8 protein-coding genes are annotated in these 13568 nt (G+C 38.4%); 2 read left to right on the top strand and 6 right to left on the bottom strand.

Annotated elements, in window-relative coordinates:
* Positions 1 to 54 precede the first annotated feature (54 nt).
* From CDG79_RS22985 to CDG79_RS22970, 4 genes are read right to left on the bottom strand one after another with little or no spacing between them, the layout of a single operon-like run.
* The gene (locus tag CDG79_RS22985; RefSeq protein WP_143855557.1) at positions 55 to 3441 is read right to left on the bottom strand and encodes an NACHT C-terminal helical domain 2-containing protein; all 3387 of its coding nucleotides are present in this window, start codon (positions 3439 to 3441) and stop codon (positions 55 to 57) included.
* Between the two features lie 54 nt (positions 3442 to 3495).
* On the bottom strand, positions 3496 to 4257 hold the full coding sequence (locus CDG79_RS22980) for a hypothetical protein (protein ID WP_143855556.1): 762 nt from the start codon (positions 4255 to 4257) through the stop codon (positions 3496 to 3498).
* A 21-nt stretch (positions 4258 to 4278) separates the two neighbouring features.
* A complete protein-coding gene (locus tag CDG79_RS22975; RefSeq protein WP_094344201.1) occupies positions 4279 to 6534 on the bottom strand; it encodes a hypothetical protein in 2256 nt (751 codons plus the stop codon).
* Positions 6535 to 6585: 51 nt separating this feature from the next.
* The gene (locus CDG79_RS22970; protein ID WP_094344200.1) at positions 6586 to 7662 is read right to left on the bottom strand and encodes a caspase family protein; all 1077 of its coding nucleotides are present in this window, start codon (positions 7660 to 7662) and stop codon (positions 6586 to 6588) included.
* A 46-nt stretch (positions 7663 to 7708) separates the two neighbouring features.
* On the opposite strand from CDG79_RS22970, the gene CDG79_RS22965 reads away from it, so the two are divergent.
* Together CDG79_RS22965 and CDG79_RS22960 are read left to right on the top strand one after the other, a co-directional pair.
* Positions 7709 to 9889, top strand: coding sequence for a CHAT domain-containing protein (locus CDG79_RS22965; RefSeq protein WP_094344199.1), 2181 nt, complete (start codon positions 7709 to 7711; stop codon positions 9887 to 9889).
* A 15-nt stretch (positions 9890 to 9904) separates the two neighbouring features.
* Positions 9905 to 11545: a hypothetical protein gene (locus tag CDG79_RS22960; protein ID WP_094344198.1), complete on the top strand. Its 1641-nt coding sequence runs from the start codon at positions 9905 to 9907 to the stop codon at positions 11543 to 11545.
* Positions 11546 to 11670: 125 nt separating this feature from the next.
* Here CDG79_RS22960 and CDG79_RS22955 read toward each other — a convergent pair whose 3' ends face one another.
* The gene (locus CDG79_RS22955; protein ID WP_094344197.1) at positions 11671 to 12378 is read right to left on the bottom strand and encodes a hypothetical protein; all 708 of its coding nucleotides are present in this window, start codon (positions 12376 to 12378) and stop codon (positions 11671 to 11673) included.
* A gap of 54 nt (positions 12379 to 12432) precedes the next feature.
* Positions 12433 to 13464, bottom strand: a complete 1032-nt coding sequence (locus CDG79_RS22950; protein WP_094344196.1) for an SUMF1/EgtB/PvdO family nonheme iron enzyme — start codon at positions 13462 to 13464, stop codon at positions 12433 to 12435.
* Between the last annotated feature and the right edge of the window lie 104 nt (positions 13465 to 13568).

Below are 13568 nucleotides of genomic sequence, written 5' to 3'. Positions count from 1 at the left end.
CTGTATCCTATGAAACTGATTACTAAACTTTTAGTTTAAAGCAAGATTTATTCGTTAATCTAGCCTGATATCGGAGCGATCGCCTTTATCTTTCACGTGTGCGTTTTTCGATTTCGGCATCGGTAAAAACAATGACTCCTCAATTTCCTGACGAATTTTATTACTAATCACCCCGTCATGATTCAAGCAGTTTACTAGTAATTTATTAGAGTCATAATATATTTCCAGTAGTTTCATTTCTTTTTCATTAAAATTAAAATCATATCCAATATTACGATGTTCAATCATCACAGTTCTGAGTTTTTCCATCCACAATTCCTCATTTGCCATAGCAATATTAATAAACACCTGACTCCATATCCATTCAGAAGTTACGTTTAAATTTGGAAGCTGTTTTTTTAATCTTCCCAGCTTTTGCTTTAGTTCAGGTTCTGTAACATAGGGTATTGCAACATCTATAAAGAAAGCACGATCGGTTAAATTATAACAGTATTCTGTATTTATTGATATCTTTAAACATTGAGCCAGACTTCTATCGAGACAAATTTCATCATATATCAGTTTTGAAATTATAAGCGAATTAAATCCAATTCCATAAAGACTACTAAACCCTGTTTTTATACATATAGATTTACCTATTTCAAAGTAAAATACCCGAATTGTGTGTGCTTCATATGGTGAATTAAATACTCTAACCTTTTCTGATATCCAATCTAGAAAATTCTGTATCTTCTCGTTATTCCCTAATAATTTATCAATCCACATTTTCATGGCAATGAGTAAATTATCTGCTTTTGGAAGCATTACTACCACTGCTAAGAATATTTCTTGCCAGTTCTTTTTAGGCAAATGATTTACTATATCTTGTAGTATATCTTTCTCTAATTCATAGGAATTCAGATGAATGACTATTTGTTTAGCTGCCAAATATTCTTGAAACGTCAGATGCGAAAATGACCAAACCTTTTGTGATCGCTCAATCAACAACCCATGCTGTGCTTCAATTGCTTTTAACACCACTCGAGTATCCAACTGTGGAATATCTAAAAACTCCGCAATATACCCCTCTATTTCCTCCTGCTCAAACAGAACATATTGTTGTTGCTCAAACTTTTTCACCGCCAAATAACTTAAAAGTTCCCGCTTTCGCTCTAACGACAAATCTCGATAAATTTTCTCCCGCTCAATTTCGCGCGATTTGTCCCACTTTGCTAGGAGTAACTCTAATCCTTGTTCATATAGTTTCGACCGTTTTGAGTAAAATTTTCCCGTTTGATGAAACACCGAACAGGTTAAATTCAATAAAATTGGTGTAATTACTAATTCTCGAATAGTTTTATTTTCTTCTAAATAGAGCTTTTCTAAAAATTTTCGTGCTTTTGCTTTTCCTTCCTTTGTATTTGAACAAACTACCTTAAAGTAGTGTTTTGCAAAGGCGTTTACCTGCTTTTCATTAAAATCTGCAACTTCTATATAATCAAAACGCTCAAACCGCGATTCTTGACTTTGCGTTCGACAGGTGACTATTAACTGATTCTGGGGATAAGTGCGGCTAAATTGTTTAATTTGTTTAGAAATTTCTCGTCCACATATTCCCGCTACCTCATCTAAACCATCTAGTAAAATCAACGCCCTACCTTGATTCAACACTAATTCAGCCTCAGCATCAGACAATCGCCAATGCTGAGTTAAATAACGCTCAAAATTATATTCAAAACTACAACCATCATCTACAAAATATCGCAGATTAATCAACATTGGAATTAGATGCGGTTGCAATCTACCTTCATTACATTCGGTAACAATACGCTGTAGATAAGTTGTTTTACCAGAACCCGGTTTCCCCAACACCACCAAATTGGTATTTTTCTCTAGCACTGTTAACCCAGATACTCGCTGCTGCCGTTTGCCTAAACCAATGCGATCCAAGCTGCGATAACTGGAATATTCTTTAACACCAACACTAAAATCTTGCCACAAGTCATCAAGTTCTAAATTGCGGCTACTGGTAACTTCTTCTAGGATATTAACATCTACAAACAGCTCACCCAAATCTACCCAATGATCAACGCCCAAAAGTGGCATCGTTCCATGTAAACGTTGGATATCATCATGCAGACAACTACGCACTTTCTGCACTAGGACATCTATTGATGTGGTATCAGTTGCGGTGGAAGAGGGCGATACTCCGAAGGAGTCACTTCGTGAACGGACATCAAGCAGAGGACGCAAATTATCGATATGTTGCTGCACATCTACACCTACTTGCGATCGCATATATTCCAACAATGCCCAAAGCGCTTGTTTTCCTGGCGCTACTTCGCCATAATCTGCAAGCTTGCACACCATATCTGGGATAAAAATTGCCACAGCACCACCCCAACTGATGTGTTGCAGCACAGGTTCATCATTACCCAAAGCCAAAACTAGAAAAGGACGACGGTTTCTCTCATCTTCCAAAAAAGGTCGCAGCAGCTTCACCAGTTCATTGATCGTGTGAGGTTCTAATCTGAGATTTTGAAAGTTCTTGGCATCGGACTGATTTTGTGAATGCGGTTTAGCCCTTCCTTGAATCAGCTTAATTGCTTCGCCGTGGTTGCTAATCAGTGGAGATTGGGGAATTTTTGTGGTTTCGTAGTATGCTTGTAATTTCTGTTCAACTGAAACTGTCAGCGTCCGGTTTGTGATCCATTCAAACTCTGGAACTAGATGGGGGTCAAGTCCTGCTAGAAGCGCCCCTGTAAGAACACCATGTTTAGCATCTAACTGCTGATAGGCTACTTCATAGTCACGGGATGCAGCAATCAAAAAGCGATCGCACCCTGAACTATGCCTTCCCAGTTCGGTATCTTTGAAGTTGAGTAATTCGCCACTGAAACAGCAATCTAACCAAATAACCTGCTGTTGTGCTTGACTTTGCTGCAAAATCTCCCACAACTCTCGCAGCGATAAACCCCATAAGTTTTTGCTAGGGCTAGTATCACTAGTTGCTAAAAAACCTTGCGTTAAACTTTGTCTTAATTGCTTTCGCAGCCCATGTCCAGCGAAAAATAACAACGCCGTCTCTGGAGGTTTCCCACTTTCTGGGAGAAATAAATCGAGGATTGCTGCTTCTAATTCTTCTGTCTTAACTAGTTTATCTGGGTCAACCTGCAATTTCCCATCTATATTGCTGGCTGGAAAGCGCTTGACTCGAAAATTCCCGTGGGTTTCTAAAAGTTGAGCGATCGCTTCTGCATCAGTTGCGGGCGTTGTAAGATGCTTGTAGTTACCTGTTGCTGAATCTTTGAGGAAAGGATACTTGTTGATACCTACTACCAAAGCATCTCGGCTCATGTGGAGAATGTGAAAATAAGTATTTGGGCTGAATGTGTAGATTATAACTAAAGTGAAGCAGTGTTGTTTTCTGAAACTTACTGTGCGATCGCTAATAAAATACACTTGAATATCTGCTGCTGGACTGAATTAACTGAGTATTTTATTTCTGTAATTTGATTAATCAAACTCTTCATCATGAGCCAGATCATCCTGTATATTAGTCCTAGCATACTTAGATAGGTAATTATAAAATTTGTATGTTGCTGAACCAAAAATAAATTGTGCTGCTACGGTGGAGGCTTTTTCCTCTAACGTAATATCTGCTGGCGCTGGAAGCCCGATAGCACGAGAACGTTCGCCTGAAATCGCACTTTTTGATAGGTGACTTCTAACCGTTTGATAGCATTTATCTCCAATAGCATAGGCTTGTTCTATTAGTTTATTAACAAAATATACGTGTTGAAAAATAAATTCTTGATATGTATCACTCAAGAGCAAACTAACTGTTTGAACTTTGGTTATATCTTTGGAGTTAACCCACTCTTCAAGCACTTTTAAGCTAATAGGATTAAATCCTAATGAAGCTTCTTCAAATAATTTAGGTATCCAAAAAGAAGTGTAGTATGTTCCTATTAGTGCTTCTTGTCTAATATCGCGCAAAATATCCTCGTATTCATTACTATCGGCTAAACCATCAAGTCCGTGATGAAATGCTATATAGGGAAGCGGCTGGTAATTTTGTTCTCCCGCTTCTTCAAACCGCTTAATTCTTCTTAAGAGTAAGTTAATTAAAGAGCGTGGAGTTCTTGTTGAAGCATAAGCTAGGAATTCACTGATATGATATTCTTCTATGTTTTGAACAGGTTCGAGCTTATTTAGTAAAATTATTAATTCTTCATCTTTCAAAACATCTGGAGAAATGGCATATTTATCAAACACTTGACACAATGTACTAGCTAGTTATGTGCTGTTATTTATATCTGCTTTAAGTGCTGTTTCTACGGCTAGCCTCGGTTCAACACTATAAATAGTAGACAAAGAATCTATAGTTAGCTGTTTAACTGTGAGATTGCTGTGATTTAGAAGCTTGTTAGTAATGTCAATATTAAAATATCTACCCGCAATTGCTTGGCAAAGGGTAGGATGGCCAGTGTCTACAGCACGTTGGACAATAGCAATAGCCTGGCTATAATTTGTATTGATGACTCCGAATAGCAATGAGTATAAATATCTCGTTAGAGGAGAATCTGGATTAGCAATTAATTTCTCACATATTTTCTCAGTATAACTAGGATTAAGTTGAGATAATTTACCTAAAAATGTATAAGGAAAAGGAGATACGCCAGTGCCTACTAAATCTTCTAACTTTGCACTGATATTCTCCATCCCCTCTGTTGCATCTGGATATCTCTGTAATAGCTCTTTAGCTATGTGTAGACAAATTCCTTCTGCGCGCTTAGTCCGAATATCGGAATTAATGCTTGAGCGCTTTTTCTGTTCAAATAACCAATCCCAGTTATAACTATGCCTCAAAGCAGCAGTAAATTTTAATTCAAAAGACTTGGGAATTGATTTGAGGACTTTCTTGGCTTTTCGCTTGACTTTTGTGAAGGATTTATGGCTGGTATGCCATAAAAGTGCATTAATAATACTTAAATTAACTAGTGGATTAATATTTTCCTGTATTAAAGAACTAAAATTATCTAATATCTTTAATTGTTCAGGTATCCACTGTTGTTCTTCTTCAAGAGTAATTTCTCTACCGAAAGAAGTAACAGGTTTTCGGAGCGCATTTTCTAAACTCTTTACTGCTCGGATAACCACATTCAGTTCAGTTGCTTTAGTACAGTTTATAATCAACTGAAGAGCCTGTTCACGAATTTGTTGAGTATTTTGAAAGCTTACAGCAAAAGGAGTAAAAGTGAGTGTAAAACTCTCAAATTCTTCAGAATGAGAACTTTTGACTAAAAATTGGTCGAGTATATCAAGTAGAAAACATATATCATCTGCTTGGTTTGATAAACGCAACCAGTTAGTAACTGCTACTAGAATAATCTGGTTAAATTCTACTGACTTTTTGATATCATAGCTAGCAATTTTTTGTAAAACGCCTATTCCACCAGATTTTCTTAGTTCCCATAACAATTCACAACAGGAAGGCAGATAAGTTAAAGTGTAGCTAATAGTTTTAAGTATTTCAGGTAGCTGAAGTAGCACATTATTATGTGTATAGCAGTAAATTCTTGCTATACTTTCATCTTCTGATATTGTGGTAGGGTTACGTATGGCAGATTCAACTATCTCCAATGCTTGTCTTGGTTGATAGTAAGCTACTGTCTTAATAACATTTAAGCATTTGCACCTATCATAATTTGATGATGAACGGAAATCTTCCCAAATATTATGCCAAATATTTGCTAATAAATCTGTCTCTTTTCTGCTTTTATAGCGAATACGCCAATCAAGTTCAGCAAAATTTTTAAGTAATTCTGCCAGACAAACTGATTTAAATTTATTGAATAATTCTTGTATATAACCTGTTGATTCTCCTTGAGCAGTTAAGCAGGCTTCATATAGAATATGGTCAGCAAGTACATCAGGAGTAATTCTTAGAATACCGCCACGGCGAAGTAAAATTCCTGATTGTTCAAGTATCCCAACACTACTTACTAATTTAGACGTGCTAACCTGAAGAAATTCTGCTGCTACTTGTTTAAACTGTTCATTACTTAATCGCATTGGTGCGACAGCAGCAATTAGCTTTAATAAGTCCTTACAAAACTCAGGTTCAAGTTTCTGACCAATCTGCCCAAGAATAGCATCTCTAAATCTCGTTATTACGTTATATTGAAAGTCTTCATCTCGTTCAAGTAAGGACGGAAGTATTGCTTTTTCTGCTAGTAATCGCCCACCAACTACAGTTACTAATGGGCAATCTTTTGTGACTGTAGCTAATTTATCCACTAAATCTGCATAATTCTCACCTAGTGCCTGATTTGCTAAAGCTTTTACATCATCACGACTTAATTCTTTGAGTTCATCCAATCGTTTAATTTGACGGGAATCGATACCAGCTTGTCTGAAAATTCCTTGCAGGTATTCCACACTATAAGGTCGGCATGAAACTATTAATTTATTCGTGGGGTTTTGCCGGAAGAACGCAAGTAAAACTGCTACATCTTCTTCACGACGGTGTGCATCATCTAACACTACCACACAATTATTTTTAGGTAATTTAACTACATTTTCTGCTGTGATAGGGACTCCTTATTCTACAAACCATAGGGTCAAATTAGAATTATTAAATTGTTCTGCAAAAGCAAGGAGTAATTTGGTTTTGCCAATTCCCCCACGTCCAGATAAAATGACGATTTTTTGTTCATCTGATTGCACAAAATCGTTAAGATTTTGCAGATAATCTGTTCTCCCAATAAGTCGCCAAGCGTGATTAAATGGCTTTTTGGTATTTAGCCATTCACGAAAAAAATCTTCCCACGATAGAAAGGGTGCTAATCCAGAAGAAACTAAAGGAGCCTTTTCATTATGTTCTAATTCGTTATGTTTTTCTCCTTTACCAAGAATGAGTTCAATTGATTGATCTGGTCTTCTAATTAGTGGAATTTGAGGGATTTTTGTCTGGGTATAGTATGTTTTTAGCTCCTTTTCCACAAAATCTGCCACTGTCCGATCAGTTATCCACTTACCCTGTGAAATTTTACTAGGGTCAAGCCCTTCTATCAGTGCCCCTGACAGTACACCGTGTTTACCATCTAGTCGTTCGTAAGCAACTTCTGAACTATGAGATGCAGCAATTATTAAGCGTCTACATTCAGTAACACGTTCTGGAAAATTGCTGTCTTTGAATTCCAGTAATTCGCCACTGTAGCAGCTATCTAACCAAATAATTTGCTCTTTTACTTGGCTCTGCTCTACTATTTCCCATAAATCCCGCAATAGTAGTCCATTCCACCTTTTACCTTGAGGATTAGCATCGCTAGTTGCCAACAGGGTTTGTTTGAGTTGACCCAATGGTTTTGATAGCCCATGTCCAGCAAAAAATAATAGTGCTGTGTCTCTTCCATCTTCTGTTAAAAATAGTTTGGTAATTTCATCTACCAGTTCATCAGCAGTAACAGGCTCTCTTGGATTTGGATCGACCTGTATTTTGCCATCAATCTCTCGTTTGGGGAGTCGTTGCACTCGAAAGTTGCCATCGGCTTCCAGCAGTTGCGCGATCGCTTCTGCATCCGTTGCTGGGGTAGTCAGGTGCTTGGCTTTACTTGTCGGTGTATCCTTTAAAAAAGGATATTGGTTGATACCAACTATAAGTGCTTCTCTTCTCATAGCTAAGAATTTTAACCGTATAAAGTATTACAAGCAACCTACTTCAATGAATTCTTCCGTTACCAAAACTCTACTAGCTCTGTTACTGGCGCTGAAAAAACTGGAAATTCCTTTGAGCGAAGATGAACAAGCACTTCTGCAAGATGTAGGACAGCAACTAGCTCTCGATCCTGATTACTGGGAGTTTATTGAACCAGAATTAATTATTATAATTCAGGCAAATTCTACTTTACATCAGCTTTTTGAAGCGATAAAAGTCAAATTAGACGCTTTAGACGGTCGAATCCCTAGAGAATTGTTACCAAGCCTAGCTTACTTAGAGAAAGAACTATTCGGAGAGACAAAAGAAATTATTACCTTTGATGGTCAAACCAAAGGTGAACCCAACAATCAACCAAACCCGGTAATTAATCTTACCAGTTCCATCCTGCGTCTTTCCAACCAAGACCATACTGTTAAGCAGCTACCTTTTATACAAGAAATCTCCGACTATGTAGAAAACTATCGTTACTTTAATACTTACTTTACGAATTCTGATGTTCGCACAACTGTTCCACCCAGCGAACCCTTAATTCACGGACAGACTTATTTATTGCTTGTAGACATCAGCCCAGAACGAAAAGGAATAGAGAGTGAGCCGACTCCATTTCCAGATCAAGCCTTGGCTCAAGTTTGGAATGACTCGGAATCCCTACCTCTAGATTTAGTGGTGGCTTCTAAGGACTTTAACATTGATGCAACTGTCAAAAAGCTAACCTTACCCCGCAGTGGTGCATCAGATATTGTACAGTTCACCGTTAAACCTAACTTATTTGAAGGTCGAGGCTACATTCAGGTGGACTTGTTATATCGCGGATATCTGCTTCAGTCAAAGCAACTTGCAGTCCTCATCATCCCCGTAGCCGGGGCAGAAATCCCAGAGTCACTGCGCCCACCTCAAACTGCTACCATTACCTTTACTACCACTGACTTGCTGACTCATGACAAGCTAGCACTGCTGCCTGAGCGATTCTTAACTGTAGATGTACAAGTTGATACACGGGATGGTAGCACTGATCTGCGCTTTCTGGACAGAACACAGGGAAATCAAGAATTAATATCTTATAGTACAAATTTACAATCTAGTTTAGGAAATACGATCGCCAGAGTGCGGCAAAAATTACACTCAATGGCGGCGACAAAAGAGGGTTATCAGTTTAAACCCCAAGGTGATATGAAGTTGCTGAATACCTGGCTACCTCAGTTAGCCGATGCTGGACGATATTTATATCGCTCATTGCTCCCCGAAAACAAAGGTCGAACGTTAGGTGAAGACAATGGCGAAAAATTACGCGCCGCCTTAAAACCCGATAGTGTCATCCAAGTCAACCCGATTAACCCAATTTTAGGATTGGGAAAGTCTACAATCCCTTGGGCGTTGCTGTATGAGCGTAAGGTCATGACCAGTAAAGAAGTTCATGTCTGCGAAGAATTTCTTAATCACGACATCGACTGTACTGGTTGTCCTTTTAAAGATAATTACAAAGTTGTTTGTCCCCATGCTTTTTGGGGCTACCGCTATGCTATTGAGCAACTTCCAGCTTGGACAAGTGGCGAACTTTCTCAAACGCCTACCCTGGTATGGCAAATTGCCAACAATCAACCTTTATATATTAATTTTAATGTGTGGCGAAATTTTAGATTTTGGAAAGACCATTTATCTAAAATTGAACAACTTGCTTCTGTGCAAATGCTAATAGCTGAGGAAATCATTGAACTGGAGAATATTTGGGCAACCTACAGTTCTGATTTAGATATTGTGTACTTTTATTGTCACGGCGGTATAGATGAAATCGAAAATCTGCCCTACTTGCAACTGAGCGATGACAAAATTTACAGTAATTTTATCGAAGCCTGCGAGGTAAACTGGCAGCATCGCCCTTTAGTCTTACTCAACGGCTGCGCTACTGGGGATTATGGCCCTGATAGTTACATCAGCTTAATTGATGACTTTCGTGCAGCTGGTGCTAGTGGCGTAATTGGTACGGAATGCCCTGTACCAGAATTATTTGCAGAACTCTATGCCATTACCCTGCTGAAGCGAGTATTTCGCGGAGAACCTTTAGGACAAGCTATGCTGACAGTGCGGCGAGAAATGCTTCAGCAAAACCTCAATCCTTTGGGTTTAGTGTATTCATTGTATGCTCCTTATGAGATTGCTTTAGCTCGTGCGCTCGCCCATAATTAACTGCTTGACCTACTCATGAAACGCTGGATTACTGCTGCACTCCTGATTTTACTCATTTGTCCTGCTCCTGCTGTTGCTCAAACTAATGTCAAAATTGAAGTTGATGCCAAAGACAAGCCGTTAGAAGTTAAAGGTTGGCTTGGGGAAGAGAATGCCTTAATTAGCAACATCCGGTTAACAGCTTCTGGAGGGAGTATCACTGCTTGGACATTCCTACCCTCAGATTTGAAGCGAACCGAAGGAGATGAGGTAATTGGTCGTCAGCAGGTAGAGTTAATCGGGGAACGCAAGCTAGAAGCGGGTTTACCAAAAGATTTTCAGGTGAAGCTGAATGGTGTAAAGCTACCAGGAACTTATCAAGGACAGATTGAAATACTTTTACCTAGTCAAAAGCGGTCTGAGGCTTTGGTGATTCCTTTAACAGTGAAAGCAAAAGCTAGACCTGCATTAGTACCTGTAAAAGATTCAGAACAAGTTCAGTTGCAATTAGTCCGATGCAGTTGGGATTGTGGTTTAGCTCATCTATTACTTCCCGCCAGTGCTTTCCAAAAGCAACGGCTAATTTATTTAGATAACCCCAATCAAGCAACTGTGTTTCTTACCAGTGCTGAAGTAATTTTACAAGGGAAGCAAACTAACTATCAAATTACCAAAACTGAGGTAGAACCACCGCTAAGTCCCCAAACTTTAGCTGCTAATAAAATTATTAGTTTACCTTTGAAGTGGGAGCGATCGCAAATACCCCCCGACCGATATACGGGGGCAGTTTACTTGACAATGGAAGGTCGAGAGGGGAGACTGTCGATTCCAGTGGATTTAAGTATGCGTATTGGCCCAGCGATGCCAATTTTTGTTTTATTGGTGGGTATCGTTTTAGGCAGATTGTTCAAATATATGCAAGAGAAGGGGATTCCCCAATCGGATGCTTTGGCGAAAGTCTACGAAGTAGAGAACATGATTGCTCAAGTTGACCAACAAGACCAAGAAATTCTGAGTCCAATGGTTAATAAAGTTAGGAGTTCTGTTTCTCAGATGGATTTAGAAACAGTGAACGCAGATTTAGCCAAGATTAAAGAGCGTCTTAATTGCTTAACTAGTTTGCGAAAAATCGAACAGCAGTTAGAAGGTATGGAACAAGACCCTGATGTGGGTGGTGACGACGGAATATTAGCCAAAATTAACGAAGCTCGAAAGTGGATTAAGTTTGAGAGCGATGATCAAGCTAAAGAATTGCTGCAACAAATACAGGAGAGTCTTGTCAAACTCAGCAAAGTCATGATGGGAGCAGATCAACAACCCGATCCTAGTTTGACGGCAGCTGCAAATGAAGCGGCTGCGGCTATATTGGCTGCTGCTGGACAGAAAACTAAATCAAATAGGTTTGCGTGGTTGCGCCGACTTTTGATAGCGATCGCAGGAGTATCTAATGAGTTACGAGCAGAAACAACACTCTGGATTGTGCGACCACTGTTATCTTTAACGTTGTTAATGGGATTATCGTTAGTAGGGATACGTGCTTTGTATGTAGAAAAGGGGATGACCTTTGGTGCTGACCCCTTTTCTAATTATTTAGAATTGATACTTTGGGGATTGAGTGCAGATGTCGCTAGTCGTAGCTTGAGTAATTTGGCGGATCGAGAGAACAAACAGGATTAAATGATAACTATTATAGGAATCCAGTTTGATTTTTGCTAAGTATACTGAGACTCAATTTCTCTCTGGGTGGGACTTATATCATGTCCGATTGATCATAGGAATCCTAATAGAATGTAAAAGTTGATTTAATTGACATCCCAACTTCCGTCTATTGTATAAATACTTCCAGGTTCTCCTTGAATTTTAATTTTAAAGAATTTTTCATCATTTTTCACTCTGTGTTTTATGATTCCTGTTCCTCTCCCATTAGGACCATTTGTAGATATAGATATCAATCCAGTCTTGCCAACTTCTTTCCAGTCATTATCTGCCGCGTCTTGTGATTTTGCTGCCAACATAATAAATTCAGCTTGATTTTTAGTTACTTTAATAATGGCTGTAACCCATGAGCCAAGACTTCCAGAAATAATGTCAGGATTATTTGGATTATTAAATTTAAATGCTATTTGTTCTCCATTAATTAAACCTTGTGCTTCATGTTCAAAAGCAAATTTAAAATTATAAGGTACTTGATTAGAATTAATAGATTTTACATCAAGTTCTAATTCATCTATGGGAAGTATATTGGTATTTTTTATCTTTAAACCTTTTTCTAATTCTAAACTATTATCATTATTATTAACAAAATCTTGTTCTTGAACATTTGATTCTAAAGGCAGTATCTTAGTTCTTTTTGCAGAAAAATAACATTTTTTTGTAATTGTTTCTATTTTTTCTTTACTGCAACTACTAATTTTAATTAAAAACTCTTGTCCTTCACTATCTTTAAAAATAGCAGTAGTTTCATAACGATGAGTCAGAGGTGTAAATTCTAGTTTAACCAGGTCTGACATGAATTTTCTCCTTATATTTCTTTAAATTTTAGCTATATTCTACCATCAACTCACTTATTTGGCACAACGTATTCCTGTATCTGTTTCGTGATGTTTAGCTGGTACTTGAGAACGTTGTGTTGTTCGCCTTATTTCTGTTTTCCAACTCTTTCCTCTAGTAATAAAAAAATCTGATTCTGGTAAATGTTTAGGATTTTTCCAAAAGTATTCTTTTTTATAGTTTATGTAGGAGTCTTGTAAATAAGATGAAGTCCATTCTTCAACATTGCCAATTAAGTTATAAACTCCTTCTTTACTCTTTCCTTGTGGATAACTATTGACCTGTTCAGTATCTTTTTCATATGTTTCGGGAAAATATACATTTGCAAACTTTATTATTTGTGGATCGTCTCCCCAAGGAAATTTTTGACCTTCTATACCCCGTGCTGCTCTTTCCCACTCTAGTTCTGTCGGCAAGCGCCCTCCTAACCAATCACAGAATTTAGCTGCATAAAAGACTGTTACTTCTACTACTGGATGGTTTAAAAATTTGTCATTATATAAACGGCTGGGGTTTACTGGCTCATCACAATGCCACGCTTGTACACAAAGACGATATAAACGATTAGAAACTTCAAACTTTTGAATTTGGAAATCAGAAATATAAGGATGCCATACAGGTTTTTCTTCATCGGCGTAGGCATGACTTGAATCACTTGTGCCGATAGTAGCGTAGCCACCATGAATAGGTATCATTTCAGCTTGCCAATGCCGAATCGCTATTTGCCGCAACACTTCGCGGTAAACAAATGACCCTATTGTAGCTGTGGCAATAATACCAAGTACAAAAGCCAGCCATTGCCAACCGCGTCGTGCTTGTTTCTCTCGTTGTAATTCTCGCTGTTGTGCAAGTCGCTCTCGTTCTCGCTCATCCTTTTCTAGCCGATCCAGTTCGGCAGCAATGCGATCGCGCTCTTTCTGACTAGCCTCTATTAACTCATAACTCAAACCTGACGGTGGTACAATATCAACTTGCTCTTGCAAAAACTTCTCGGCTTCTGCCAATCTCAACCCCGTGAGCAAGTAACGCTCTTTTATTACTCTCATGAGAGTATAATTAGTTACTAAGAGTTTAACTTAGCAAGGGTATTTAATTGGGTTCAAGAACGGCTACCTCCACGATCACCGTGGTAGATCAGTACTGCGATGCC

Source organism: Nostoc sp. 'Peltigera membranacea cyanobiont' 232 (assembly GCF_002245985.1).
Lineage (GTDB): Bacteria > Cyanobacteriota > Cyanobacteriia > Cyanobacteriales > Nostocaceae > Nostoc.
This window is presented reverse-complemented; position numbering and strand designations above follow the sequence as displayed.

What these genes read in the sequence shown, in the direction of transcription:
- CDG79_RS22955 (WP_094344197.1), bottom strand. Translation starts at nt 12,378, where the DNA reads ATGTCAGACCTGGTTAAACTAGAATTTACACCTCTGACTCATCGTTAT.
- CDG79_RS22950 (WP_094344196.1), bottom strand. Translation starts at nt 13,464, where the DNA reads ATGAGAGTAATAAAAGAGCGTTACTTGCTCACGGGGTTGAGATTGGCA.
- CDG79_RS22970 (WP_094344200.1), bottom strand. Translation starts at nt 7,662, where the DNA reads ATGAGAAGAGAAGCACTTATAGTTGGTATCAACCAATATCCTTTTTTA.
- CDG79_RS22965 (WP_094344199.1), top strand. Translation starts at nt 7,709, where the DNA reads ATGAATTCTTCCGTTACCAAAACTCTACTAGCTCTGTTACTGGCGCTG.
- CDG79_RS22960 (WP_094344198.1), top strand. Translation starts at nt 9,905, where the DNA reads ATGAAACGCTGGATTACTGCTGCACTCCTGATTTTACTCATTTGTCCT.